This window comes from Stenotrophomonas sp. YJH_SMC_101-4 (assembly GCF_059370395.1).
Genome location: NZ_JCAFTP010000005.1, coordinates 112,663 through 138,971 on the forward strand (window position 1 = coordinate 112,663; position 26,309 = coordinate 138,971).

The following is a 26,309-nucleotide window of genomic DNA, read 5'->3' on the forward strand; positions in this document are numbered from 1 at the left end:
TGGGGTGGGTTGGTCGCTGAAAGCGGGTTTCCTGAGGGTGGGCCGGGCGGGTGGGATTGGCGGGGACGCCGTGAACCCGTCCATGGGGGCTTAGCCGCGCCATCCATGGCGCGGATACCCCGCCAACCCCACCCGCCCGGCCCCAGACAGATTCCGGCGGCCGATCCACCACGGGAAATCAACAACAAGAGCAAAAGCGGGTCGCTTCGCTCGCAAAGCAGAGGCCGCCAGCCAACCGCCGTTGCTGTTGCTGTTGCTGTTGCTGTTGCTTTTGCCTTTTCTCTTGATCTTCCCGTGGTGGGTACCGGAGGCAAGAAACTGTCCAAGGCCGGGTGGGTAGGCGGGGCGGGGGTGTCCGCGGCATGGATGCCGCGGCCAAGCCCCCATGGATGGGTTTACGGCGTCCCCCGACCCGCCTACCCACCCGGCCAAACCCATGAACCCGAGCTTTCAGCGACCAACCCAAACCCGCCACGGAGGGGCTCCGCCGTTCGCCGCCTCCCGCCGAAGGCGTGCTTTCCACGCAGAAAAAAAATTTCCGGAAACGTGTCGATTCCGATGACCCTGGTTCGTTGTACCCAGTGAAGGGCACGCATCACGCGTCCCCACGGGAGACTGCAATGAAAGTAATGGTGATCGTGAAGGCCAACGCCGACTCCGAAGCCGGCCGCATGCCCAGCGAACAGGAACTGTCCGAAATGGGCGCCTTCAACGAACAACTGGTGGCCGCCGGCATCATGCTGGCCGGTGAAGGCCTGCACGCCACCCAGCGCGGTCGCCGCATTCACTTCGGCAGTGGCGCACCCAGGGTCGAGGCCGGTCCGTTCGGTCCCGCCAGCGAACAGATCGCCGGCTTCTGGCTGTGGGACGTGCGGTCGCTGGAGGAAGCTGTCGAGTGGGCCAGCCGCGCGCCGTTCGGCAGTGGCGGCACGCTGGAACTGCGCCCGCTGATCACCGCCGAAGACTTCGGTGAAGCCTTCACCCCCGACTTACAGCAGCAGGAACAGCGTCTGCGTGCACAGCTGGAAGGTTGACCCGATTCATCTCCCTGCCGGGCAGGACCCGGCACTACTGCCTGAACCGCACAACGGAGTATTGCCATGAAACTGATTCCCTTCCTCGGCTTCAGCGGCCAGGCCCATGAGGCGATGGCGTTCTACGCCAAGGCACTCGGTGGCCAGGTCACGTCGGAAATGAAATACCGCGACATGCCGCCCTCCGATGGCTCGCCAGGCTGCAACGAGATGCCGCCGGAAACCCTCGACCACGTTGCGCACAGCCAGCTGGAAATCGGCAGCGCCATCGTGATGGCGGCCGACGGTCCCGGCGGTGGCGAGGGCGGCTCGACCACCATCAATGTCGACGTCGACAGCATCGAAGAAGCCGAACGCGTGTTCGCTGCGCTGGCCGAAGGTGGCCAGGTGCAGATGCCGATCGCCGAAACGTTCTGGGCGCACCGCTGGGGCATGCTGATTGATCGCTACGGCAAGCCGTGGATGGTCAATTGCATGAAGCAGCCCTGATCCCTCCCTCTTTCCTCTTCATCCACAAGGAGCGTTACCAATGAGTGCACCACAACCGCAGATGATCTTCGTCAACCTGCCCGTGCAGGATCTGGAGAAGTCCAAGGCGTTCTTCACCGCGCTGGGCTACAGCTTCAATCCAACCTATACCAATGACGATGCGGCTGGCATGGTCATCAGCGAGAGCATCTACGTGATGCTGCTGACCCAACCTTTTTTCCAGCAGTTCACCAACAAGCCGATTGCCGATGCGCGCACCCACACGGAAGTGATCAATGCGCTCTCGGCACCCAGTCGCGAGGCCGTTGATGTGCTGGTGGACAAGGCACTGGCCGCCGGCGCCAGCGAGCCGCAGCCGGCGCGCGACCTGGGCTTCATGTACCAGCGTGGCTTCCAGGACCTGGATGGCCATCTCTGGGAAATCGCACACATGGACGGCGAGCCGGGCTGACGGCCGCCGCAAGGGAGAACCCTCATGGCTTACGTGGATGCTTACGTGCTGCCGTGCCCGCAGGACAAGGTGGCGGCCTACCGCCGCCTTGCCCGCAAGGCCGGCGCGGTGTGGAAGGACCATGGCGCGCTGCAGTACATGGAGTGCGTGGCCGACGACGTGGAACCGGGCAAAAGCACGTCATTCCCGCGCGCGGTGAAAGCCAGGCCCGGTGAAACGGTGATCGTCGCCTTCGTGGTGTTCCGCTCGCGTGCGGCACGCGACCGCATCAACGCCAGGGTGATGGCCGACCCGCGGCTGGCGTCGCTGGGCCCGAAGGACATGCCGTTCGATACCAAGCGCATGTTCTGGGGCGGCTTCAAGCCCATCGTCGAAGCGTGAGCCATGGCGCTTGTGCGGGCCGGGCGTGCGTGCTGTGATCGGCGCATGCTCGATCCCGCACTGACGCAGCGTCTGGAAACCCTCTGGCGGATGGAGTCGCCGGTGTTGATCGCGCGCCTGGCGCGGCTGCTCGGGGGCGATGTCGGCCGCGCCGAGGAGCTGGCCCAGGACACCTGGCTGGCCGCGCTGGAGCGCTGGCCGGAGCAGGGCATCCCGGACAATCCCGGAGCCTGGCTGATGACCACCGCGCGCAACCGTGCCATCGATGTGCTGCGCCAGCACCAGCGCGTGGCGCAGCAGCATGCGCAATGGGGTGAGGAACTGCATCCGGCACCCCTGCCAGCGCCGGATGACAGCCAGGCGCTGGAGGATGACCTGGGGGACGACCTGCTGCGCCTGATGTTCGTGGCCTGCCACCCGGTGTTGCCGGCCGATGCGCGGGTGGCACTGACCCTGCGCCTGCTCGGTGGCCTGACCACGACCGAGATCGCCCGCGCCTTCCTGCAGCCCGAGCCGACCATCGCCCAACGCATCGTGCGCGCCAAACGCACCCTGGCGCAGAAGCAGGTGCCCTATGAAGTGCCGCGCGCGGAGGCGATGCCCGAGCGGCTGGCTTCAGTGCTGGAGGCGATCTACCTGGTCTTCAACGAAGGCTATGCGGCCAGTGCCGGTGACGACTGGATGCGTCCGGCGCTGTGCGACGAGGCACTGCGACTCGCGCGCATTCTGGCGCACCGGCTGCCGGTGCCGCCGGTGCTGGGCCTGCTGGCGCTGATGGAGCTGCAGGCCTCGCGTGCCGCAGCACGGACCGATGCACAGGGCGTGCCGGTGCTGCTGGACCAACAGAACCGCGCGCGCTGGGACTGGCTGCAGATTGAACGCGGGCAGCAGGTGCTGGCGCGCGCGCTGGCCGCCGGTGGCGGCGACGATCCCTATGTGCTGCAGGCGCGCATCGCAGCGTGCCATGCGGCGGCGCGGCGTCCCGAAGATACCGACTGGCCGCGCATCGCAACGCTCTATACGCAGCTGTTGCAGGTGCAGCCCTCGCCAGTTGTCGCATTGAACCGCGTGGTGGCGATACTGCGCAGCGACGGTGCCTTCGCGGCCTGGGCGCAGCTGCAGCCGTTGCTGGTGGACGCGCGACTGCGCGAGTACGCGCCGCTGCAGGTGGTGCACGGGGAACTACTACAGGCGTTGGGACGCGACTTGGACGCACGTCACGCTTTTGCGGAAGCCGCCAGACTCAGCCAGAACCAGGCAGAGCGCGGCCTGCTGCGGCAACGGGCTGGTCTGCCTCCCGCGGAGTGACCCCGACGAAGGCAGCACTTGTCGGCAGCCCCGCGAGCCGTTATGTTTCGCGCCCAGCGGACGCGTCAGCGTCCACTTTCCATGCGTATTGACCGAGGAGCGGTTGGATGTATTCAAGGACGAAGAGCGCATCGCGCGCTTTTGCGCGCCTGCTTGCCTGTGCCCTGTGCCTGGCCGTATGGCCGATGGCCGTGCAGGCGGCAGACAAATCACAGCAGGCCTATTGGGCCGGTTTTGCCTACACCGCTGATGCCGCCGCCGTGCAGGCGACCACGCCGCATGCGCATGCGGTGCTGGAACAGCGCGGCCTGATTCCGTTGAACCAGGCGCTGGCACAGTCGCTCAAGCGCCGCGCCCCGGCCCACCTGCAGCTGATTGACCAGCCGGTGGCGATGCTCGACGGCACGACCAGCGCGACCGTGCTGGCCGCGGCACTGGACCGCGAACTGGTCTCGGTCGAGCCGATCGGTGACCAGTACAAGGTGCTGGTGGAAGTGGCGCTGCAGGCGCTGTTCTTCGACTTCCGCGAGCGCCAGGTGATCGCGTCCTATCCGCTGACCCTGCAGCGCATCGATGTGCAGGATTACCGGCCGGACAACGACGATATCGACGCGATCGTTGCCGATCTCCTGTACGGCAGTGCCGATACCAGCCTGTCGCAGGTGCTGGCCGCCAGCCTCGCCCAGGCCAAGCTGCCCGATGCCGCCGTGCGTCGCCTGCAGGTCGGTGGCGTAACCCTGTCCGACGCGGTCCGCGCCAAGCTGCCCGACCCGAGGTGGGACGCCCCGCTGCGTGCCACGCTGGCCCACGAACTGTCCAAGACGCTGTCGTCCAATACCGGCGTCGGCCTGTTGCCGCCGGCCTCGGGCCAGGCGATCGGTGGTGCGATGGCGGCGCGCTTTGCCGACGGCAAGGTCTACCAGCTGAAGATTCCCGAGCCGGACTACGTCATCAACCTGCAGGTGGATGCGTTGAAGAACGGCGTGATCGAAGAAACCCCGGCGATGAAGACGATGCTGTTCGGTGCGTTCTTCACCGCCAAGGTGACCGAGCCGTTCTCCGGCAAGGTCTATTTCGAACAGCCGCTGCGCAAGGGGGCCACCAAGGTGGTGCCGGTCACGCAGTGGCAGGTCGACCAGTGGTCGGCCAGCTACGAAACCCTGCTGGCGGGCCTCGATGCCTTCGCCGGCGCCGCCGCCAAGCGCGCCGATTCGCGCGGCTGGCTGGACGAACAGAAGCCGGGCGGCCGCCCGTTGCAGCAGCAGACCCAAGCCCTCCAGGAGTTGATCAAGTCATGTCGTTGATGCGTACCATCCTGCTCATCCTCATCGCCCTGGTGGTGGCCTCGCCGGTCGCTGCGCAGACCGCCAGTTCGCGCGGTACTGGTTCGGCCAGCTACGGCCTGCGCCTGAGTGCCGACACCCGTGCCCAGGCCCTGAACAAGGCCAAGGTCAATGCACTGGAGGCGTACATCGCCGAAACCGGTGCGGCCAAGCTGCGCCTGTTCGAAGCGCGCCGTGCCGAGTTCATCGGCGAGATCGACCGCTACGTGCTCAGTGCCGTGCAGCTGTCGGACACCGAAGACAAGAAGGCCAAGACCTACACCGTCACCGTCCGCGCCGAGATCAACACCACCCTGCTGCAGACCAAGCTGGATGCAGGTTCGGCCGTGGCCGGTGCCACTGCCGCCCAGCGTTCGCTGCTGACCTTCCTGTTCATGGCGCGCTCGCAGGACACCGTGCAGTCGTTCCAGGACAAGGAATACCGCCGCGTCGACGCCAGCAGCAGCTACAACGAGAACACCCGCGAGGGCGACAGCTTCCGCGGCAACTCGGTCAGCACCAACGGCAGCATCAACCAGAACGGTTCGATGTCGGTCACCAGCGGTGGCAGCACCACCCAGCGCAGCGACAACATCAGCTGGAAGGTGGCCAACGCGGCCGAAGTGAACACCGCGATGACCGGTGCCTTCAGCGCCGCCGGCTACGAAGTGGTCGAAGCCGAATACGTGGAAGGCGAGTCGCGCGGCCTGCTCAGCATCGAGCGCATCCGCAAGGACTTCAGCACCGGCAACGACCTGGCTCCGGCCACCCTGCGTGATACCGCCAACGGCATTCGTGCGGCCAACATTCCGTACATCGCCGTCGGCACCCTCGACGTCGGCATGCGCGACCGCGATCCGGCCAGCGGCAACACCCGCGTGTTCGTCACGGTCACCGGCAAGGTGCTGGACGTGACCGGTCGTTTCCCGCGCACCGTGTCGTCGGTGGGCCCGGTGCAGTTCTCCGGTACCGGTCCGAACGAAACCGTCGCCCGTACCAACGCGCTGCAGCTGGCGGCTGAAAAGGCTGCCCAGCAGATGATCAACGAACTGAACGTCAAGGCGGTCCGCTGACGTTACCGCTGCGCTCGCCGGGCATGGCCCGGCGCTACCGGCTCTGGTGGGTGCCGAGCTTGCTCGGCACTGACTCGCTGCCATCCCCGATCTCGCGTGCCGCGCTGCGGCCGTCTTTCTCATAAAGGAAATCCCATGATCCGCAATACCGCTCTTGTCGTGGCCATCGCTGCCGCCACCCTGTCGATGCCGGCCCACGCTGGCCTGGGCAAGCTGAAGGACCTGGCCGGTGCCGCCACCGGCACCTCCAGCAGCAGCGCCTCCAGCGCCGCCGCTCCGGACGAAGCCGCGCAGGAAGCGCTGGTGCGTCGTTTCGTTACCTCGCAGTCGCACTCGCTGCAGGCCCAGACCTCGTTCGCCCGCGCCTTCGGCCTGGCCGAGCAGGTGCAGCTGCTGGAAGCCGAGCGCCAGGCGCTGTCGTCGGGTTCGGTCAGCGTCGATGCGATGAAGAAGTCGGTGTCGGTCAGCGAAGCGGCGCAGGCGGCGATCAACGAGCGCCAGGCCGCACAGCCGGAACTGAACGCTGAATCCAAGCAGCACTACGCCGAAGGCCTGGTCTCGCTGCTGTCCTCGGCGGCCGAAGCACAGAAGCTGGGCGGCGAAGCCAGCAACTTCACCGCCGGCATGAAGAACCTGGGCGCGACCCAGCTGGCCACCGTCGGCCGCAAGCTGGCGGCAGGTGCATGGGTGGCCAAGGAATCGCCGGGCTTCATCCAGGGCCTGTACGGCTCGACCAAGTCGGCCGTGACCTTCGCCAAGAAGAGCAAGGTGAAGGTGCCGTCCAACGCCGATTCGATGCTCGACAAGCTCTGATCCGAGGCGAATCTCCATGCGTATGACCTACCGTTTGATCGGCCTGGGCCTGGCTGCCACGCTGCTTGCAGCCTGTGGCAAGCAGGACACCCCGGCCGCCGCGCCCGCCAAGGACAAGGCAACCAGTGCACTGGCCAGCAATGCGCCCGTGGAAGCAGCGCCCCTGCGTGGCACGCCGGATTTCGGTGGCACCACCCAGGTCGCGCGCGAAGCCGACGGCATCGGCAGCACCCCGGAACTGGCGGTGCTGGCGGCATTGCAGTCGGCGGTGGCGCAGGTCAACGGCGTACGCGTGGCCAGCCAGATGCAGAGCCTGCGTGCAGGCCTGCATGTGGATGTGGATGACGAACACGTCGGCGATATCCGCGCCGACGCGTTCACCCAGCAGATGATCGCCGGCTCGCAGGGCGCGGTGCTGGGCTATGAAATCCTGTCGCAGGAAGAAGTGCGGCAGCTGGACGAGGAAACCATCGCCCGCGTGCGCGCCAGCGACGAAGGCTGGAGCTTCAAGGGCTCGGCGTCGGCCAGTGCGTCCGGCGAAGCCTCGGCCAAGGGCGGTTCGGCCTCGGCCAGTGTCAAGCAAAGCTACGACGAGAAGGTGAGTGTTGATGCCAAGCGTGGCGCCAGCTCCTACGATTCCGATGTGACCCATCGCAGCATGCGCAGCTACTGGAAGGTGCGCGTGCGCGCACAGATCGCCCAGTACCGTGCACCGGACGAGCAGGGCAAGCCGAAGATCGTGGTTGCACTGCCGCGCACCAAGGCCGGCAGCTACGCCGTGGGCGACGGCCGCGTGGACGCGGACGAAGTGGCCGACGCGATCCGCGCACGCCTGTCCGACACGCTGACCCAGACCCAGCGCTTCATCGTGCTGGACCGCGAGTTTGGTGACGAGCTGCAGGCCGAGATCGACCACATCAACAGCGGCAACGTGCGCCTGCAGGACACCGCACGCGTGGGCCAGCAGCTGGCGACCGACCTGATCCTGATCCCGACCATCGAGCGTTTCGAGTACCCGCGCAGCGTGCGCAACCTGCGCATGTCCGACCGCCAGGTGACCTCGTACTCCGGTGGCGGGCGCATCACTCTGCGCCTGATCAACGCCACCACCGGCCAGGTGGTGATGTCCGACAGCTTCGACCACCAGCTGGCCTCGACCGGCCCCAGCACCCTGCCGCGCGTGGTCAACGGTCGCAACATGGCGGCGGCGATGATGGAGTCGCTGTCCGGCCAGATCGGCACCACCATCGTCACCACGCTGTTCCCGGTGTCGGTGGTCTCGGTGGACGGCGACCAGGTGGTACTGAGTCAGGGCGGCGAAACGCTGCAGGCTGGCCAGCGCTGGCAGGCCGTGCGCCTGGGCGAAGAACTGAAGGACCCGCAGACCGGCCGCTCGCTGGGCCGCAGCGAACACCCGTGCTGCACCATCCGCATCGATCGCGTGGCTGCACAGACGTCCTACGGCACCATCGAAGACGGCGTAGACGCGATGCGCGGCGGCTTCCGCCCGGGCCAGATCGAACTGCGCCAGAAGCTGGGCAGCAAGCCGGCAACGGCCGCCGCAGGCGCGACCGCCTCGGCCGCTCCCGCAGCTGCCGCACGCCCGGCCGCCAAGCCGAAGCCCAAGGCCGCGGCGGCCCCGGCCGAAGACCCGAACTGGTAACAGGCTCAAGCAACACACAGATGGGGTCAGAGCCCTTTCCCGACGGGAAAGGGATCTGACCCCTTCGTGTTTCCGAGCGTGTCGACCAAGGTCGACACCTACCAACAGCAGCGGGAATCTGTCGAAGGCGGGGTGGGTCCGGTTGCGGGGGCGTGAGCCGCATGGATGCGGCGACCGAGCTACATGGACGTACTTGCAGCGACCCCCGCAACCGGACCCACCCCGCCATCCCACGGAATGCCGCTGTTGCTTCGGCTGTTGCTGTTGCCCTGGCCTCTGCAGGTGCAGGGCGCAGCCCTGCCGAATCCCATTACACTCCAGAAGGATTTCCCTGCTGGAGAGAGCAATGAAGCGAGTAGCACTGGGCCTGCTGGCCTTGTCAGTGTCGAGCGCACTGATGGCCGCCACCCCGAAATTCGACGGCGCGCGGATCTCCGCCGACGTCAAGGAACTGGCCTCCGACGCCTACGAAGGCCGCTCCCCGGCCACCGCCGGCGAAGAGAAGACCATCGCCTTCCTCAGCAAGCAGTTCGCCGATGCCGGCCTGCAGCCGGGCGGTGACCTCAAGGATGGCAAGCGCCTGTGGACCCAGGCCGTGCCGCTGCGCAAGGGCGACATCGTCGGCGCACCGCAGCTGGCGCTGCACCAGGGCGGCAAGACCGTTGCGCTGGAGCAGGGCAAGCAGATCGCCGTGCGCGCCGCCATGAACGGCGCCAGCAACGTCGATATCAGCAAGGCGCCGCTGGTGTTCCTCGGCTACGGCGTGAAGGCCCCGGAGCGCAACTGGGACGACTTCAAGGGCGTGGACCTGAAGGGCAAGATCGCCGTCGTGCTGATCAACGACCCGGACTTCGAGACCGGCCAGGGCGACTTCGACGGCAAGGGCATGACCTACTACGGCCGTTGGACCTACAAGTACGAAGAAGGTGCCCGCCAGGGCGCGCTGGGCGTGCTGATCGTGCACGAGACCGCACCGGCGTCGTACGGCTGGGCCACCGTGGCCGGCTCCAACACCAACACCATGTTCGACGTGGTGCGTGACAACCCGGCCGACAGCCACCCGCTGCTGGAAGGCTGGATCCAGCGCGACCTGGCCGTGGAGCTGTTCCGCTCTGCCGGGCAGGACTTCGAAGCGCTGAAGAAGAAGGCGCAGCAGCGCGACTTCACCCCGGTGCCGCTCACCGGCGCCAGCCTGGACGCGAAGTACGCGGTGAAGACCGAAGTGATCACCTCGCACAACGTGGCCGCGCGCCTGGAAGGCAGCCGCCACCCGGACGAGACCATCGTCTACAGCGCGCACTGGGACCACATCGGCGTGGGCGAGCCGGACGCGCGTGGCGACCGGATCTTCAATGGCGCACTGGACAACGCCAGTGGCACCGCATCGCTGATCGAACTGGCGCGCGGCTTCGCCAAGGCCAAGCGCCCCGAGCGCTCGGTGCTGTTCCTGGCGGTCACCGCCGAGGAAAAGGGCCTGCTGGGTTCGGAGTACTACGCCACCCATCCGCTGTACCCGCTGGAAAAGACCGTGGCGGTGATCAACATGGATGGCATGGCACCGTTCGGGCCGTCGCGTGATTTCGGCATCTACGGCGCCGCGCGCTTCGAGCTGCTGGACCAGCTGAAGGACGTGGCCAAGGGCTGGGACATCCGCTACACGCCGGACCCGAAGCCGGAAGCCGGCCTGTTCTTCCGCTCCGATCACTTCCCGTTCGCCAAGCGTGGCGTGCCGGCGCTGTCCTGGTCGGCCGGCCAGGACTGGGTGGATGGCGGCGTGGCCGCGGGCAAGAAGGCCTCCGAGGACTACACCGCCAAGCGTTACCACCAGCAGGGCGACGAATGGCAACCGGACTGGGTGTTCGCCGGTGCCGCCCGCGACCTGGAAGTGCTGTACACGCTGGGCAACCAGCTGGCCAATTCGCGCAGCTGGCCGAACTGGAGCAGGGACGAGTCGTTCCGCGCCGTGCGTGACGCCAGCGCCGATCAGCGCAAATAATGGCGTTCGGTAGTGCTGGCCGCTGGCCGGCATTGCCCCTCCGGGGAAACGCCGGGCCATGCCCGGCGTTTCCGTAACGGCTTCCATCCCCGCTTTTCCCCCCTTCGTCGCAGCCCGCTTGTTTGCCCGGCGGGCCGCCCTATGCTCGGCTCACCCCCTTCCTCCAAGGCGCCGCCGTGTTTGCCAGCCTCTCTCTCCTGCTTCGTCACCTGCTGGCCTGGGCTGCGGCGCTGTTCGTCGCCGGCATGGTCTGGAGCGGCATCTTCAGTGGCATGAACGATGGCCCGGGCTGGATCTTCGGCCTGCTGGCGATGTTCCTGATGATTTCCGCGCTGGGCAGCGCGATTACCCATGTACGCCGCGTCTGGCTGGTCGCCGGCCGGCTGGATTCGACCACGCTCTCCGGCCGCCAGCGCCGCCAGGTGGAACTGCCGATGGATGCCGGCCAGGCATTCTCGGTGGTGGAAGCGGCCATCGCCGAACTGCCGCGCGTTGAAGACGTGGAAAGTTCGGCCGGCAGCCTGCAGGTACGGGCCTACGTGCGCCGCGTGGATGCCTGGAACGGCCGCCAGCCGTCGCGCTGGAACCTGCCGGCACGGCTGGCGATCAAGCGCAACAGCGTGCTGGCGACGGTTACGCCGGGGCAGGGCACCAGTACCGTCACCCTGCTGTTTGAACCGGATGCCGGCTGGTGGGCCGACCTGCTGGCACTGGATGAGGGCAGCAATTTCGAGAATGCCGAAGCGGTCACCCGCGCGATCAGCCGCCGCGTGGCCGACCAGCGCCGCGATGAGCAGGCCGCGGCCGAGCAGACCCAGGTGGAAAAGGAACTGTCGGTGGCCCGGTTGAACCTGCTGCATGCGCAGGTGGAACCGCACTTCCTCTACAACACGCTGGCCAACGCGCAGGTGCTGACCCGCACCGACCCGGCACGTGCCGACCAGATGCTGGGCCACCTGATCCAGTACCTGCGCAGCTCGTTGCCACAGGTGGACGAATCGCTGTCCACGCTGGGCGTAGAGCTGGAGCGCACCCGTGCCTACCTGGAGATCCTGCGTATCCGCATGGGTGCACGGCTGGGAGTGGAGGTGCAGGTGCCGAACGAGCTGCACGGCGTGCAGCTGCCGGCGATGGCGCTGCAGACGCTGGTGGAGAACGCGATCAAGCATGGCCTGGAACCCAAGCCCGGCGGTGGCACGATCTGGATCCTGGCGCGTGGCTTCGATGACCATGTGACGGTGACGGTGGCCGACGATGGCCTCGGCTTCGGCCAGGGCACCAGCGGTACCGGCATCGGCCTGAAGAACCTGCGCGAGCGCCTGCGCCTGACCTGCGGTGAGCAGGCCGGCGTGGCGATCGTCGCCAACTTCCCCAGCGGCGTGGCCGCAACCATGACCCTGCCGCAGTCGAACAAGGAGCGCAGCCATGCCGCTTGAGGCGCTCATTGCCGAAGACGAGGAACTGCTGCGGCAGTCGCTGGTCGAGCAGCTGGGCCGGTTGTGGCCGGACCTGAAGCTGGTGGCCGAGTGCGAGGATGGCGCCAGTGCACTGGAGCAGCTGGCCGAGAAGCAGCCGGACATCGCCTTCCTCGACATTCGCATGCCCGGCATCAGTGGCATTGAAGTAGCCCGTTCGCTGTCCGAGCTGAGCCCGCGCACCCAGGTGGTGTTCGTGACCGCCTACGACCAGTACGCCATCGACGCGTTCGAGCAGGGCGCGATGGATTACCTGCTGAAACCGGTCAGCGACGAGCGCCTGCTGGCCACCCGCGAACGCATCCTGTCGCGGCTGCCATCAACGCGCCAGGACGATGCCGTACTCGAGCGCCTGCTGCGGCGCCTGGGGCCATCGCAGGGTGCGGCAGAGCGCCCGCCATTGGCCTGGATCACCGCCAGCAACGGCCGCGAGACGCAGCTGATCATGCTGGAAGACGTGGCCTACTTCCGTGCCGACAACAAGTACACCACCGTGGTGACCGCTGCCGGCGAGAGCCTGTTGCGCACGCCGCTGCGCGAACTGCTGGAAGTGCTCGACCCGCAGCATTTCCGCCAGATCCATCGCTCGACCATCGTCAACATGAAGGCGGTGGCGGCGGTCAGCCGCGACGATACCGGGCGCGGCGTGCTGCGCCTGCGTGGGCGCACGGAGACGCTGGTGGTCAGCCAACCGTTCATGAGCCTGTTCCGCGGCATGTAGCCGCATCCTGGAGGCACCATGCGCCTGTTCCTGTTTGCCTGCATCGCTGCGTTGTCGTTGGCCGGCTGTGAGAAATCCAGCAATACCTCGATCACCCGCACCCGTGCCAATGGCGTGGACACGCTTTACAGCAAGGGCAGCGTGGTCGACGGCGAGGCACGGTTCCAGTGCATCGCCAGCAGTAGTGGCCAATGCCACTACCTGGTGCTGGACCCAGCGTGCAGTACCGACGCCGCGTGTGCGACGCCACCATTGCGCCGGTTTGCCGTGGCGGTGGGGAAGACCGAGGCGATGCGTGACCTGCCCAGCGGCTTCCACCAGTGCGTCAGCCAGGACCCGATAGAACACTGCCACCGTGAGTGATCACGGTGGCAGTGTGGGTCCCCCCGCTTCCCTGAAGGGTCAGTAGGCAGGCTGCAGTGTCAGGTCGTGGTGGTGCTCGTTCTCGCCCACATGGTTCAGGCGGCCGACCAGTTCGGAGTGCTGCTTCATGCGCCCGATCTCGGTCATGATGCGGATGTCCTCGTGGCGCAGCTCGCGTTTGGCGGTGACCGCCTGCTTGTAGTCCAGCACTTCCGGATAGTGCTCGGCCAGGTCAAGCGCCTCGGCCACGTGCTCGACGCTGTCGGCTTTGGAGCTGATGCGGGCGCGGCTGTTGAACGCCTTCATCCAGCGCTCGAAGCCGGCCTGCTGATCGAACATGTTGGCCATGAACCAGATCACGAACAGGATCGACACCCACGAGCCGAACACGATTACCACGCGGGTGAAGGTGATATGGAAGTCGTCGCGCCACAGGTAGTTGGCGATCAGGCCCAGGATCAGCAGCGAGGCCGCCTGCCAGCCGACGATCGAGGCGATCAGCCACTGGCACTTGGCCTGGGCCAGCACAGCCACTTCATCGCGGATCTGCTGCTCGCTGAGGTTGCGCCAGTGCGCCACCTGTTTGTCGAACGGGCTGCTGTAGAGCTCGTTGTCGCGAAGCAGAATTCCCAAACCCTTGAACAAGGCAATCATGGCTGGCTCCTTGTGGAACGTGCGTCGATCAGCATTGGACGGTGTGGCGGATCCAGTTCTAGCACTTCCAGCGAGCCGTGCAATGGGGGCAATGCCAAGCGGCGCAAGGGTTTGACCGGTGGGAGTGAAAATTGATGCGATGCAGCATCGCAGTCACGGCCTGCGACAGGATGTCGCAGGGTGAAACGTGCTGCGACCGCACATGAAACCGTCGCTGAGCGGGGAGGCTCGCCGCCGGAGGCGTGATCGCCGAGAATCGGAGCCAACCGCGCAAGACGCGACTGTTCTTCCGCCTCTCCTGGACCTGTGATGCCGGCTTTGCTGCAGCGACTCTCCCGCCCCGTCACGGCGCCGATCCGACGCTGGGTACTGGACGCCTTCCCGCGCGGCCAGAGTGGTATCGACTACGACCATCCGCAGGGCGATCCGGGCTGGTTCGGCCCGGACAGCGTCACCTGGCGGCTGCACGCCGAATTTCCCTCGATGCTCGCCGGTGGCCTGTGCGCGCTGATGCTGCAGACCCTGCACCCACGCGCGCTGGCCGGGGTCTATGACCACTCCAATTTCCGCCAGGACCTAGTGGGTCGGCTGCGCCGCACCACGGCCTTCGTTGCCGGCACCAGCTATGCGCCCAGCGGCGAGGTGGAGGCGCTGGTGGCCAGGGTGCGCCGCATCCATGCGCAGATCCGCGGCCAGACCGCGCAGGGCGAGCCCTACGCCGCCGACGATCCGCAGTTGCTGACGTGGGTGCACGTGACCGAAGCCTTCGGTTTCCTGCAGGGGTTCCGACGCTACGGGCGCGAGGTGCCGGCGCACATCGCCGATCGCTATTACGACGAGTACCGTTGCGTGGCCGAGGCACTGGGCGCGGTGGATGTGCCGCGCAGCGAAGCGGAAGTGGCGGCGTACTTCTGTGCACGTCAGCCGGAGCTGCGTGTGGATGAGCGCTCGCGCGAGGTGCTGGAGGTGCTGTCCGGCGTGCGCCTGCCGGTACCGGTGCCGGGGCTGTCGCGCGAGGTGTTCCTCGGTGCGGGCGCGGCGCTGCTGCCGGACTGGGCCGAGGGCATGCTGGAACGCAGTGGCCGTCAGCGCGCCCAGGCTGCGGCGTCTGCGAAGCTGATGCAGGGTATGGCGCCGCTGTTCCGCCGTGCGCTGCCCGACGGCCTCGCCAGCCGCGCCTGTGCACGCATGGGCGCGCCGGTGGAGATCCTGCGCGAGTGGCCCGCGGTTGCCTGGTAGGTGCCAACCTTGGTTGGCACGCTTTTCGCGGTGCCGCGGAAGCGCCAACCAAGGTTGGCAGCTACCCGCAAGTGAAACGGGCGCCTTGCGGCGCCCGTTCCGGTTACATCACCACACCTTGACCCGCTTGTCCGGCGCCAGGTACAGCTTCTGGCCTTCCTTCACCTCGAACGCCGGGTACCAGGCGTCGATGTTGCGCACGGTCAGTGCGCGGAACTGGCCCGGTGCATGCACATCGGTCAGCAGCGAGTTGCGCAGCGCCTGTTCGCGGCTCTTGCTGCGCCACGCCTGGGCGAAGCCGAGGAAGAAGCGCTGGTCCGGGGTGAAGCCCTCCAGGGTCTGGCCCGGCTTGCCCTGCAGCGACAGCTGGTAGGCGTCGTAGGCGGTACCCAGGCCAGCCACGTCGGCGATGTTCTCGCCCAGGGTCAGCTTGCCGTTCACATGCACGCCCGGGAACGGCTCGTAGCTGCTGAACTGCGCGGCCAGCGCATCACCGGCGGCGTTGAACTGCTTCAGGTCCTCGGCGGTCCACCAGTTGTGCAGCTTGCCGGTTTCGTCGAACAGCGCGCCGGCGTTGTCGAAGCCGTGGCTGATCTCGTGGCCGATCACTGCGCCGATCGCACCGTAGTTCACCGCGTCGTCGGCGGCACCGTCGAAGAACGGCGGCTGCAGGATCGCGGCCGGGAACACCAGGCGGTTCTCCAGCGGCACGTTCATCGCGTTGATGGTCTGCGGCAGCATCGCCCACTCGCTGTGGTCGACTGCCTTGCCCAGCTTGGCGATGTTGCGCTGGTACTCGAACAGTTCGGCGCGCTGCGCATTGCCCAGCGCGTCATCACGGCGGATCTCCAGGCCAGTGTAATCACGCCACTTTTCCGGGTAGCCCATGCCCACGGTCAGGCCGGCCACCTTGGCCTTGGCGCTGGCCTTGGTCTGCGGCGACATCCACGCGAGCGCATCGATGCGCTTGGCGAAGGCGGCGATGATGTTCTTCGCCATCTCGTCCGCGCGTTCCTTGGTCCTGGCGTCGAAGTGCTTCTCGACGTAACGCTTGCCGATCGCTTCGCCGACGGCATGGTTGGCGTCGTCCACCGCACGCTTCCAGCGGTCGCTCTGCTGCGGCGTGCCGCTCAGCGCGGTGCCGTGGAAGGCGAAGCGGGCATCGGCGAACTTCTTCGGCAGGTAGGCAGCGGCGCGGTCCAGCGCGTGGAAGGCCAGGTAGTCCTTCCAGGCATCCAGCGGCTCGGTGGCGACCAGCTTGGACAGGCCGGCCACGGCCTTGGGCTGCCAGACGATGAAGTCCTGCTGCTTGCCCAGTGCGGCCGCGTCGAGGAAGGCGCTCCAGTCCATGCCCGGCGCCTTCGCATTGAAGTCGGCCTGGGTCCACGGATTGGCACCCTTGGTCACGTCATTGGTTTCTTCCTGGGTGGCGTGCGCCTGCGCGATCTTCGTTTCCAGCGCGAGAATGCGCTGTGCCTTGCCCGCCGGATCGGCGACGCCGGCCAGCTGCAGCATCTGTGCGATGTAGGCCTGGTACTGCTTGCGCAGCTCGGCCATGCGGCCACCGCCCAGGTAGAAGTCGCGGTCGGGCATGCCCAGGCCGCCCTGCACCAGGTACGGCGCGTTGCGGTCCGGCTGCAGCAGGTCCACCGACACCCACAGGCCGAACAGGCGGTCGGTGTAGAAGTTGGTCGCATTGAGCAGGTCGACGTCGGCACGCACGTCGCCGCCCAGGGCACGGGCCAGGCCGGCCTTGTCGGCGATCGCGTCGATCGCCTTCAGCTGCGGCTGTACCGGCGCAATGCCGTGCTGCTCGATGCCGGCCTCGTCCATGTAAGCAGCGTAGTAGTCGCCGATCAGCTTGTCGTCACCGCTGGCCTGGGTGTTGCCGGCGGCGCCCTCAAGAATGGCGCGGGTGTCGGCCAGGGTCTTCTCGGCAATGACGTTGAAGCTGCCGAAGCGCGAGCGGTCGGCCGGGATCTCGGTGTTCTTCACCCAGGTGCCGTTGGCGAAGCCGAAGAAGTCATCACCGGCGGCAATGCTGCGGTCCATGCCGCTGGCATCGAAGCCGAAGCTGCCCAGCATCGGCTTGGCCGCAGCGGGCGCAGCTTCGGCGGGCTTGGCGTTGCCAGCGGCCGGATCGGCCGGGCGGTCGCAGGCGGCCAGGGTCAGGCTGGCAACAATGGCCAGTGCCAGGGTGGGACGGCGCAGCTTGGACATGGACTTCTCTTGCAGCGGAAAACCCCAAGTCTAATCCGCTCCGCCCCGGCTGGCCCTCCCGTTGTGGCACCTGCCCTGTGCGGGATCTGGCTGAACGCGCGGAAGCGATCTTCACGCCGTCACCGGGGTGGTGCATGCTGGGCCCGGGAACCCTGCGCGGGCACGGGGAGGTGGCCATGCGGGGTGGGGTCAGGCGTCAAGAATGGCGTCCGCCGGCCGTTGAGGTCGGGGACGTGGAGGATTCGTTCGCGCATGAAGCCAGCCGACTGCACAAGGAAGACCAACCGATGCCCGCGCTGAAACGGGCGTTGGCCCGGCCGCTGCGCGCCATTACCTGGGGCGGGGTGTTGCTGGGCATTCTGTTGGTGGCCGGGTTGGCCACCATGCTGGCCAACGACCATCACCGCCGGCTGGAGGCCGCGCAGCGCCAGAGCCGTGCGCTGGCGGTGGGCAGCGAGCGCCTGCTGGCGCTGGAGCTGCGCAACCTGGAGCGGGCCATGTCCGGCATCGCCGCCGACGCCGCCGAGCTGTTCCGCAGCGTGCCGGCGCAGGCGCCGGCCTTGATGGATGCCTCCATCGGCGGGGTGCTGGGCCGGCATGCCGAACTGCACAGCATCGCCGTGCTCGACCGCCATGGCCGACCGTTGACGGCCGGCGAGGGCGACCTGCAGCTGCCGCTGTGGACCGACCCGCAGCGTCGTGGCCAGGGCAGCGCCCTGTACATCGGCCCGCCGCAGCGGGCCAGCGATGGCGGCTGGGTGGTGCCGCTGGCGCTGCCGATGGCCGGCGAACGCTGGCTGCTGGCACGGCTGCGCTGTGGCGAACTGCAACGCATCGTCGGCGGCCTCGATGTCGGCCCCAACGGACTGGTCTCGATCAGCGATGCCGAGGGTTACATGCTGGCCCGCGTGCCTGATCCGCACGGCACGGTGGGCCGCCGCTACGGCCTGCCGCGCCGTGACCTGCTCGGCACGCAGGCGGTGGTCGAGCTGGGCAGCGTGCCGGGTGTGGTCGACGGCGTACCGCGCATCATGACCATCAGCACGCTGGAACACAGCCCGCTGGCGGTGCAGGTCGGCCTGGCCGACGAAGACGTACTGGCGCCGTGGTGGCCGTACCTGCAGGCGTCGGTGGCGATCGTACTGGCTTACATCGCGGTGTTGCTGGTGCTGCTGTACGCCGTGCGGCGCAGCACCCGCAGCCAGCAGGCGATGGCCGAGGAGCTGAAAACAGGCCACGCCGAGCTGCGTCTTGCGCACCAGGTCGGTCGTGTCTGTACCTGGTACGTGGATGAGGACGCCGCATTGCTGCGCTGGTCGCCGCTGGCGCGCGAGATCTTTGGCGTGCAGACCGATGCGCTGCCGGTGGCCGATTTCTTCGCACGCGTGCACCGCGACGATGCCGCGCGCCTGCAGCATGCCTTTGACCAGGCATTCGCCGGCGGCGCCGTGCTCGACCAGGTGTTCCGCCTGGTATTGCCCGGGGGCGAGGTGCGCTGGGTGGGCGCACGTGGGCAGCGGGTGGAAGTGGCCGACAGCGAGCGGCGCATGATCGGCGCGCTGACCGACCTGAGCGAACGCTATCAGGCGCGCGAGCAGATGAGCGAAGTGGAACGGCGCTTCCGGCTGCTGTTCGACCGCAATCCTGCACCGTTCTGGGTGTTCGACCCGGATACGCTGCGCTTCATCGAGGTCAACGACGCTGCGGTGCGCCAGTACGGCTACAGCCGCGACGAGTTCCTGGCGATGAGCATCCTCGACATCCGCCCGCGCGAAGGCTGGGACGAAGTGCGTGGTGCCATCCAGCGCGCACAGGTGGGCGATCCTCCGGACGCGACCGTGCGCCTGCACCGGCGCAAGGATGGCAGCGTGTTCGAGGTGCGCGCACACCTGTCCAAACTCGATTTCGACGGACAGCCGGCGTGCCTCGTGCTGGCCGAGGATGTCAGCGAACGGCTGGCCTACGAGCGTGACCTGGCCTATCGGGCACGGCACAACCCGGCCACTGGCCTGCTCAACGTGCGCGCCCTGACCGAACAGCTGGATGAGCAGGAACAGAGTTACACCATCGCCTTCGTGCAGTTGCGTGGCCTGCAGCTGGTGGCCGATACGCTGGGCCGTGAGATCGGCGATGCGGTGCTGCAGTCGATGGCGACCCGGCTCGGTGGACTGGGCGCGCGTTGCGGCACGCTGGCATTCCAGCCGGCGGAAGACTTCGTGTTCGCGATCGGGGCCGAGCACGATACCCCGCGCGTGCTGGACGACCTGCTGCAGATCGTGTCGGCGCCGATGCGTGGCAAGGATTCGCTGCACCAGTTCGAACCGCGCATCGGTGTGGCCGTGCACACTGCCGGTGACGGCCACAGTGCCGAGCAGGTGATCGGCATGGCCGCGCAGGCCGCGCACGCGGCACGCGCCGAGGGCAACGTGGTGGTCTGGTTCGATGCGGCGGTGACCACACGGCTGGCCGACCGGCTGCGCCTGGCCGGGCGCATCCATGCCGCCATCGACAACGAATTCCAGCTCTATTTCCAGCCGATCCGGCATGCCAGCGATGGCACCCCGGCCGCCTTGGAGGCGCTGCTGCGCTGGCCGCAGGCCGACGGCAGCTTCATCCCGCCCAACGAGTTCATCCAGCTGTGCGAGGAGACCGGGCTGATCCTGGCGCTGGGCCGCTGGGTGATCCGCGCGGCGGCGAAAGCGCAGCGCCGGCTGGTCGAGGCCGGTTGGGGCGAGCTGCCGATCGCGGTCAATGTATCGGCGGTGCAGTTCTTCAACAGCGACCTGGTGGCCGAGTTCACCCGTGCGCAGCAGGACTTCGGCCTGGCGCGCGGTGCGCTGCACGTGGAGCTGACCGAGAGCAGCCTGATGCGCAAGCCGGCGCAGGCGATGCAGACCATGCAGCGCCTGCACGAGCAGGGCATCAGCGTGTCGCTGGATGACTTCGGCACCGGCTATTCCAGCATGTCCTACCTGCAGCACCTGCCGCTGGACATCCTGAAGATCGACCGCAGCTTCGTCGCCGACGTGGAAACCAATCCGCGCAATGCCTCGATCTGCCGCGCGCTGTTGTCGCTGGGCCACAGCATGGGCCTGACCATCATCGCCGAGGGCGTGGAAACGCCGGGGCAGCTGGACTGGCTGGCCGCGCACGGCTGCGACCAGGTGCAGGGTTACCTGCTGGGGCGGCCGGCACCGCTGGAACGGATCATCGATGCGCTGGACGAAGTCGCTGCCTGAGCGGATCTCGTATTTGCCGGTCGCTGGCCGGCAAACACCAGACTCGTCTACACCCCGCTTTCCACCAGATGGTCGATGAAACTGCGCACCTTCGGTGCCAGGTGGCTGCGGCTGGTGTAGACCGCGAAGATGCCGATCGGCGAGGCCTCCCACTCCGGCAGGATGCGCACCAGGCGACCATCGGCCAGCGCGTCTTCCAGCAGGAAATCCGGCTGCAGGATCACGCCCATGCCAGCAATCGCGGCTTCGCGCAGCACGTCGCCGTTGTTGGCGTGCAGCAGGCTGCTCACCGCCACCTTCACCTCACCGCCGGGCCCCTGCAGCGGCCAGTTGTTGCCGGCGGCCCAGTAGCTGTAGCTCAGGCACGCGTGCGCCTGCAGGTCCTGTGGGGTCTGCGGGGTGCCGCGTGCGGCCAGGTAGGCCGGCGCGGCGCACAGGCTCACCCGCGATTCGCCCAGGCGGCGTGCGATCAGCGTGGGGCCGGGCTCGCGGGTGATGCGGATGGCCACGTCGTAGCCTTCCTCGACCATGTCCACCAGGCGGTCGGACAGGGCCAGGTCCAGTTCCACCTGCGGGAAGCGTTCGCGGTAGCTGGCCAGCAACGGGCCGAGGCGGGCAATGCCCCAGCTGACCGGCGCGTTGATGCGCAGCGTGCCCGAGGGCTCCAGCGCCTGCGCACCGATGCTGGCCTCCAGCGCGTCGAACTCGGCCAGCAGGCGCACGCACTGGGCGTAGTAGGCGGCGCCGGCACTGGTCGGGCTGACCCGGCGCGTGGTGCGGTGGAGCAGGCGGGTGGACAGGCGCTTTTCCAGCGCCGCGACCTGACGGGTGACGCCGGCGGTGGACATGTCCAGGGCCAGGGCGGCAGCACTGAAACCGTTGCGCTCGACCACCGCCACGAACACACGCATCGCCTCGAGGGTGTCCATTGTTGCGCCTTTTGAAATAAATACGGTCAAACGATCGTATTTATCGGCCCGTGAAGGCGCAATAACCTGTGCCCACTCCCTTCAAGGTGCTTTCCGATGCACGCCACGACCCCTCCTGTTTCGCCGCTGGCGCCGTATGGCGCCACCCTGCTGCGCCTGGCCTTGGGCGTGCTGTTCCTGGTCCATGCGCTGATCAAGTTGCTGGTGTTCACCCCGGCTGGCACGGCGGCATTCTTCGAGTCGCTGGGGCTGCCGGGCGTACTGGGCTACCTCACCATCGGTGTCGAGCTGGTGATCACCGTCGCGCTGCTGCTGGGCATCTACGCGCGCTGGGTGGGCCTGGTCGGCGTGCCGCTGCTGCTGGGCACCATCGTCACCGTGCACGGCGCCAACGGCTTCGGTTTCGCCAATGCCGGCGGCGGCTGGGAATACCCGGCGTTCTGGGCGCTGGCGCTGGTGGTGCTGTTCCTGGTCGGCGACGGCAAGTGGACCCTGCGTTCGCGCTGATCGCCGCCTGATCCTGCAACTGGAGAATTCCATGTCCCGCCTGCCTTCGCTGTACATCTCCCATGGTTCGCCGATGACCGCCCTGCATCCGGGCCAGGTCGGCGTGCGCCTGGCCGAGCTGGCGCGCGACCTGCCGACGCCGCGTGCCATCGTGATGGCCTCGGCGCACTGGCTGGGCCGGCAGCCGCTGGTCGGCGCGCATCCGCAGCCGCCCACCATCCACGACTTCGGTGGCTTCCCGCGCGCGCTGTTCGAACTGCAGTACCCGGCGCCGGGTGATCCGGCGCTGGCCGAAGAGGTGGCCGGCCGCATCGCCGCCGCCGGCCTGCCAGTGGCCCTCGACCCGCAGCGTGGCCTCGACCATGGCGCGTGGGTGCCGCTGCGGCTGCTGCGCCCGCAGGCCGACATCCCGGTGGTACCGCTGTCGATCCAGCCGCTGCTCGGCCCCGAGCATCAGTTCGCGCTGGGCCGCGCGCTGGCGCCGCTGCGCGAGCAGGGCGTGCTGCTGGTGGGCTCGGGCAGCATCACCCACAACCTGCACGACTGGGGCGACTACCAGGACGGCAAGGAAGCGCCGTACGTGCGGCCCTTCATCGAATGGGTGGAGCAGCGCCTGGCCGCCGACGACCGCCAGGCGCTGCTGGATTACCGCCGGCAGGCGCCGTTCGCCGAGCGCGCGCACCCGACCGACGAGCACCTGCTGCCGCTGTTCTTCGCGATGGGCGCGGCCGGCGAGGGCGGTTTCGGCGCACGCCGCATCGACGCCGGTATCGATGCCGGCTTCCTCGCCATGGATCTGTACCGCTTCGACGGGGCATGAGCCGGGGCTGACGCGCGGCGGCCCCGGCCGTCGCGGTCGTGGCCGCATGTGGTAGTTTTTTCCGGGTTTCCGGCGCTGGCTCCCGAGCCTCCCCCCGCGCCGCTTCCTGGAAGAAGCATGCATACCATTGAAGTCGTCCTGGCGATGCTGGTAGCCGTTGTCGCCAGCGGCTACCTGGTTCGCGTCCTGCCGTTTTCGTTGCCGCTGCCGCTGGTGCAGATCGGCTTGGGCGCGGTGATCGCCGGGGTGTTCAACCGTGGCCATGCGCTGGAGCCGGAGGTGTTCTTCCTGCTGTTCCTGCCGCCGCTGCTGTTCCTGGATGGCTGGCGCATTCCCAAGCAGGGCCTGTTCCGCGACAAGGGCGCGATCCTCGAGCTGGCCTTCGGCCTGGTGGTGTTCACCGTCATCGGCGCCGGCTTCCTGATCCACTGGCTGATTCCGGTGATGCCGCTGGCGGTGTGCTTCGCGCTGGCGGCGATCGTGTCACCCACCGATCCAGTGGCAGTCGGTGCGATCGCGTCCAAGGCACCGATTCCCAAGCGCCTGATGCACATCCTCGAGGGCGAGTCGCTGCTGAACGATGCGTCCGGCCTGGTCTGCTTCCGCTTTGCGGTGGCGGCGGTGATGACCGGCACCTTCTCGTTGGCCACGGCCTCGCTGACCTTCGTGTGGGTGGCGGTGGCGGGATTGGCGGTCGGCGTGGCGGTGACGCTGGGTGTATCGACCTTCCAGCGTTGGCTGTGGCGTCGCTTCGGCGAAGAGCCGGGCGCGGCGATGCTGGTCAACCTGCTCATTCCGTTCGCGGCCTACCTGCTGGCCGAAGAGATCCATGCCTCGGGCATTCTTGCCGCGGTCGCCGCCGGCATCGCGATGAGCTACGTGGAGTTGACCGGCCGCGTCTCCGGCAGCATGCGCGTGCAGCGCGCCGGGGTCTGGAACATGCTGCAGTTCAGCTTCAACGGCATCATGTTCGTGCTGCTGGGCGAGCAGCTGCCAGGCATCGTCGAACGCGCCACCACCACCATGAACGAGACCGGCCACCAGAGTGCGTGGTGGCTGCTGGTGTATGTGGTGGTGATCAATCTGGCGCTGGTCGTGCTGCGCCTGTTGTGGGTGTGGCTGTCGCTGCGCTGGAACCTGCTGCGCGCGCGCCGTCGCGGCCTGGAGCGGGGCGAGGCACCGAACTGGCGCATCGTGGTGGCGACCTCGGTGGCCGGTGTGCGCGGTGCGATCACCCTGGCCGGTGTGTTGACCCTGCCGCTGTTCCTGCCTGATGGCAGTGCGTTCCCGGCACGTGACCTGGTGATCTTCCTGGCCGCCTCGGTGATCCTGTTCTCGCTGCTCGGCGCCAGCATCGCGCTGCCGCAGCTGCTGAAGGGCCTGCAGCTGCCGGCCGATTCGGGTGAACGCAAGGAAGAGGACCTGGCGCGCCGGCTGTCGTCGAAGGCGGCGCTGGCCGGGGTCGAGCGCATGCGCCAGCAGCTGGTGATGAACCAGAACACCGAGAACGTGCAGCTGTACAACGACGCCGCGTCGCGGGTGAGCCTGCTGTACCAGCGCCACCTGGAGCGCGACAGCGAGGGGCCCGACGTGGACCCGGAGAAGGTGCGGCGCATGGAAATGGGCTACCGCCAGCTGCGCAGCGCCGGCCTCAATGCCGAGCGCGAGGAGCTGTTCCGGTTGACCCGGCGCGGGGTGATCTCCGATGAGATCTCGCGGCGCCTGATCCGCAACCTGGACCTGCTGGAGTCGCGCAAGCGCGAATGACGCCGGATGTAGAGTCGAGCATGGCTCGACTCTACAAAAGCCGGTTACTCCGGCTTCGTGTCCAGGAAATACGCCTCGACCTTGCCCTTGACCTTGATGGTCATCGGGTTGCCGCGGCGGTCGCGGGCCTTGCCGGCCTGCACGCGGATCCAGCCTTCGCTGACCGAGTATTCCTCGACGTTGTCGCGCTCGACGTCGTTGAAACGCACGCCGACGCCGCGCTCCAGCGCCTGCGCATCATGGAAGGGGCTGGCCGGGTTGATCGCCAGGTGGTCGGGAGGGGTATCGCTCATCGCTTCATTCACAGTGACGGCCACCAAGGCCGGCTTCAGCGGCACAGGATAAACCGTAGAATGCCGGCCTGCCCCAGAGGAAGTTCCGCCATGCCCGACAACAGCGACTATTTCGACTTCGAGGAAGACATCCACGACTTCGACGAAGACGGCTTCGAGGCCCGGGTCTGGAACCTGCTGGTGCTGATCAACCCGGGCGACGAAGAGCTGGCCCTGCAGCAGTTCAACCGCTGGCGCGAGCACTTGGCCGAGGACGGGCAGCCGTTGGAAGCGGACAGTGACTGGCTGCCGGCCCTGTTCACGGCCATTGCCTGGCAGTCCGGTTTCGAGGTGGAACGTGATGATCTGGATTCGCTGCAGTCAGCGGTGAACGAGCTGTCTGCGCGCTTCAACCTGCAGCTGGACTGGGGTGGCGACCTGGACGACGAGGATTTCGCCGAAGACCTGGACGGCGTGCAGCTGATGTCCACCGCCTTCGACCGCCTGCGCGAGCACAACTACACGCTGTGGAGCGTGGATGCCGGCAGCGACGGTTTCACCGGCGTGATGGCGCTGACCCGCGACGACGACGCGATGCTGGCGCTGTGCTCGCTGCTGAACGTTGAAATCCGCCTGGGCAGCGACCCGTTCTGAACGGGCCGGCAGCGCTGCGCATGTAGAGCCGAGCCCGCGCTCGGCTGCAGTCCGCGTAGAGCAGCCGAGCATGGGCTCGGCTCTACAGGAGGCAAACGGCAGCGCGCCTACGGCCGGTACTGCGCCCTGGCGTTGGCAATCACCGCTTTGACCAGGTCACGGTCGGCGTGCCGGGAAATCGCCCGCGCACCGAGCGCGATGGCCTGCGCGCGCAGCTCGGAAGTGACATCGTAGTGCGCACCGCTGGCCTTGTTCTGGAAGGCCCGCGGTGGAATGCCGAGCTGCGCCGCCATCGCGTGCAGCTCGGCCAGGGTGTCGGCCATCAGGTGCGCCCAGCGCTGTCCGCGCCAGGGATGCACCGCGTCATCGACGTAGACCGTCACCGCCGCGGCCGGTTCAGGCCTGCGGCTTGCTGTCGCTGTCAGCGGCCGGGGTGGCCTCGGCAGCAGCTTCAACCACTTCGCCTTCGGCGGCCTCAGCGGCTTCTTCGCCTTCTTCGGCTTCCACGGTCTCGAACTCGGCGACCAGCTTGTCCAGGTACTCGTCTGCGGTCTGCTCGGATTCGGCTGCCAGGGTGTCCAGCAGCTTCTGCAGCAGCTCGGAGTACTCCAGGTTGACCTTGCGGCCTTCCTTTTCCTGCACGTTGGACAGGTGCTTGAGCATGGCCAGCATCGGCACCGGGTTTTCGGCGTTGCCCATGGTCTGGCCGCCGATGGCCAGCAGCCACTCACGGCCCTGCAGGCCGATGGCCGCAACCACCTGGCCGTCTTCGTTGGTCAGCACGGCATGGTTCTGCACCTGCTGCTGGGCGTTCAGGCGCAGGAACGGACGCTTGGCCTGCTGCTTCTTGCGCTTGTCGCGCTTGGCCTTGGAGTTCTGGGACATGGGGTGGGGTCACCTGGAAACGGAAAGACCGCCA

General features: G+C 67.5%; 25 protein-coding genes. 19 read left to right on the forward strand and 6 right to left on the reverse strand.

All coding sequences use genetic code 11. The annotated features are described in order from the left end of the window. The first annotated feature begins 620 nt into the window (after positions 1–620). The 13 genes from AC5P8D_RS17060 to AC5P8D_RS17120 all read left to right on the forward strand — a co-directional run bounded on the left by AC5P8D_RS17060 (position 621) and on the right by AC5P8D_RS17120 (position 13,089). The gene (locus AC5P8D_RS17060) at positions 621–1,034 is read left to right on the forward strand and encodes a YciI family protein (protein WP_043403334.1); all 414 of its coding nucleotides are present in this window, start codon (positions 621–623) and stop codon (positions 1,032–1,034) included. A gap of 66 nt (positions 1,035–1,100) precedes the next feature. Continuing rightward, positions 1,101–1,523: a VOC family protein gene (locus AC5P8D_RS17065; RefSeq protein WP_005407887.1), complete on the forward strand. Its 423-nt coding sequence runs from the start codon at positions 1,101–1,103 to the stop codon at positions 1,521–1,523. A gap of 40 nt (positions 1,524–1,563) precedes the next feature. Further along, entirely contained in the window at positions 1,564–1,974 is a 411-nt protein-coding gene (locus AC5P8D_RS17070; protein WP_010484146.1) for a VOC family protein, read from the forward strand. 24 nt (positions 1,975–1,998) lie between these two features. After that, complete coding sequence (locus AC5P8D_RS17075) at positions 1,999–2,355, forward strand: DUF1428 domain-containing protein (protein ID WP_019660895.1); 357 nt, start codon at positions 1,999–2,001, stop codon at positions 2,353–2,355. Positions 2,356–2,400: 45 nt separating this feature from the next. Further along, positions 2,401–3,663 carry an RNA polymerase sigma factor gene (locus AC5P8D_RS17080; RefSeq protein WP_010484144.1) on the forward strand — a complete coding sequence of 421 codons (1,263 nt, stop codon included), beginning with the start codon at positions 2,401–2,403 and terminating at the stop codon, positions 3,661–3,663. Positions 3,664–3,770: 107 nt separating this feature from the next. Beyond that, positions 3,771–4,967, forward strand: coding sequence for a hypothetical protein (locus AC5P8D_RS17085; protein WP_010484143.1), 1,197 nt, complete (start codon positions 3,771–3,773; stop codon positions 4,965–4,967). Beyond that, the gene (locus tag AC5P8D_RS17090) at positions 4,958–6,058 is read left to right on the forward strand and encodes a hypothetical protein (RefSeq protein WP_019660898.1); all 1,101 of its coding nucleotides are present in this window, start codon (positions 4,958–4,960) and stop codon (positions 6,056–6,058) included. Before AC5P8D_RS17085 ends, AC5P8D_RS17090 begins: the two co-directional genes overlap by 10 nt. A gap of 135 nt (positions 6,059–6,193) precedes the next feature. Then, the gene (locus AC5P8D_RS17095; protein WP_010484141.1) at positions 6,194–6,871 is read left to right on the forward strand and encodes a hypothetical protein; all 678 of its coding nucleotides are present in this window, start codon (positions 6,194–6,196) and stop codon (positions 6,869–6,871) included. A gap of 16 nt (positions 6,872–6,887) precedes the next feature. Then, positions 6,888–8,534: a CsgG/HfaB family protein gene (locus tag AC5P8D_RS17100; protein ID WP_100447564.1), complete on the forward strand. Its 1,647-nt coding sequence runs from the start codon at positions 6,888–6,890 to the stop codon at positions 8,532–8,534. 346 nt (positions 8,535–8,880) lie between these two features. Continuing rightward, entirely contained in the window at positions 8,881–10,530 is a 1,650-nt protein-coding gene (locus AC5P8D_RS17105) for a M28 family metallopeptidase (RefSeq protein ID WP_049435182.1), read from the forward strand. A 176-nt stretch (positions 10,531–10,706) separates the two neighbouring features. Beyond that, positions 10,707–11,966 carry a sensor histidine kinase gene (locus tag AC5P8D_RS17110; protein WP_043398922.1) on the forward strand — a complete coding sequence of 420 codons (1,260 nt, stop codon included), beginning with the start codon at positions 10,707–10,709 and terminating at the stop codon, positions 11,964–11,966. Then, the gene (locus AC5P8D_RS17115) at positions 11,956–12,726 is read left to right on the forward strand and encodes a LytR/AlgR family response regulator transcription factor (protein ID WP_010484137.1); all 771 of its coding nucleotides are present in this window, start codon (positions 11,956–11,958) and stop codon (positions 12,724–12,726) included. Before AC5P8D_RS17110 ends, AC5P8D_RS17115 begins: the two co-directional genes overlap by 11 nt. Positions 12,727–12,744: 18 nt before the next feature. Then, positions 12,745–13,089 (forward strand): hypothetical protein, encoded by a 345-nt coding sequence (locus tag AC5P8D_RS17120; RefSeq protein WP_043398917.1) that lies wholly within the window; start codon positions 12,745–12,747, stop codon positions 13,087–13,089. Positions 13,090–13,128: 39 nt separating this feature from the next. Here the strand turns inward: AC5P8D_RS17120 and AC5P8D_RS17125 are convergent, their stop codons facing one another. Beyond that, positions 13,129–13,743, reverse strand: a complete 615-nt coding sequence (locus tag AC5P8D_RS17125; RefSeq protein WP_010484135.1) for a hypothetical protein — start codon at positions 13,741–13,743, stop codon at positions 13,129–13,131. Positions 13,744–14,052: 309 nt separating this feature from the next. Here AC5P8D_RS17125 and AC5P8D_RS17130 point away from each other — a divergent pair, with 309 nt between their 5' ends. Next, positions 14,053–14,982, forward strand: coding sequence for an oxygenase MpaB family protein (locus AC5P8D_RS17130; RefSeq protein WP_019336401.1), 930 nt, complete (start codon positions 14,053–14,055; stop codon positions 14,980–14,982). Positions 14,983–15,090: 108 nt separating this feature from the next. On the opposite strand, the gene AC5P8D_RS17135 is transcribed toward AC5P8D_RS17130, so the two are convergent. After that, positions 15,091–17,202 carry a M13 family metallopeptidase gene (locus tag AC5P8D_RS17135; RefSeq protein ID WP_010484133.1) on the reverse strand — a complete coding sequence of 704 codons (2,112 nt, stop codon included), beginning with the start codon at positions 17,200–17,202 and terminating at the stop codon, positions 15,091–15,093. A gap of 176 nt (positions 17,203–17,378) precedes the next feature. Here AC5P8D_RS17135 and AC5P8D_RS17140 point away from each other — a divergent pair, with 176 nt between their 5' ends. After that, on the forward strand, positions 17,379–20,441 hold the full coding sequence (locus AC5P8D_RS17140) for a bifunctional diguanylate cyclase/phosphodiesterase (protein ID WP_197598077.1): 3,063 nt from the start codon (positions 17,379–17,381) through the stop codon (positions 20,439–20,441). Positions 20,442–20,488: 47 nt separating this feature from the next. Here the strand turns inward: AC5P8D_RS17140 and AC5P8D_RS17145 are convergent, their stop codons facing one another. Further along, complete coding sequence (locus AC5P8D_RS17145; protein WP_197579331.1) at positions 20,489–21,370, reverse strand: LysR family transcriptional regulator; 882 nt, start codon at positions 21,368–21,370, stop codon at positions 20,489–20,491. Between the two features lie 96 nt (positions 21,371–21,466). Between AC5P8D_RS17145 and AC5P8D_RS17150 the strand changes: the two genes are divergently transcribed. The 3 genes from AC5P8D_RS17150 to AC5P8D_RS17160 all read left to right on the forward strand — a co-directional run bounded on the left by AC5P8D_RS17150 (position 21,467) and on the right by AC5P8D_RS17160 (position 24,464). After that, positions 21,467–21,877 carry a DoxX family protein gene (locus tag AC5P8D_RS17150; protein WP_019336405.1) on the forward strand — a complete coding sequence of 137 codons (411 nt, stop codon included), beginning with the start codon at positions 21,467–21,469 and terminating at the stop codon, positions 21,875–21,877. A gap of 31 nt (positions 21,878–21,908) precedes the next feature. Next, entirely contained in the window at positions 21,909–22,697 is a 789-nt protein-coding gene (locus AC5P8D_RS17155) for a dioxygenase family protein (protein WP_099560191.1), read from the forward strand. 117 nt (positions 22,698–22,814) lie between these two features. Further along, a complete protein-coding gene (locus AC5P8D_RS17160) occupies positions 22,815–24,464 on the forward strand; it encodes a Na+/H+ antiporter (RefSeq protein ID WP_010484128.1) in 1,650 nt (549 codons plus the stop codon). Between the two features lie 44 nt (positions 24,465–24,508). Here AC5P8D_RS17160 and AC5P8D_RS17165 read toward each other — a convergent pair whose 3' ends face one another. Beyond that, entirely contained in the window at positions 24,509–24,757 is a 249-nt protein-coding gene (locus tag AC5P8D_RS17165) for a DUF3297 family protein (RefSeq protein WP_010484127.1), read from the reverse strand. A gap of 90 nt (positions 24,758–24,847) precedes the next feature. On the opposite strand from AC5P8D_RS17165, the gene AC5P8D_RS17170 reads away from it, so the two are divergent. Continuing rightward, on the forward strand, positions 24,848–25,390 hold the full coding sequence (locus AC5P8D_RS17170; protein WP_010484126.1) for a DUF6630 family protein: 543 nt from the start codon (positions 24,848–24,850) through the stop codon (positions 25,388–25,390). A 107-nt stretch (positions 25,391–25,497) separates the two neighbouring features. Here AC5P8D_RS17170 and AC5P8D_RS17175 read toward each other — a convergent pair whose 3' ends face one another. Together AC5P8D_RS17175 and AC5P8D_RS17180 are read right to left on the reverse strand one after the other, a co-directional pair. Next, a complete protein-coding gene (locus AC5P8D_RS17175) occupies positions 25,498–25,773 on the reverse strand; it encodes a DUF4031 domain-containing protein (protein WP_010484125.1) in 276 nt (91 codons plus the stop codon). Between the two features lie 13 nt (positions 25,774–25,786). Then, a complete protein-coding gene (locus AC5P8D_RS17180; RefSeq protein WP_010484124.1) occupies positions 25,787–26,275 on the reverse strand; it encodes a hypothetical protein in 489 nt (162 codons plus the stop codon). Positions 26,276–26,309 lie beyond the last annotated feature (34 nt).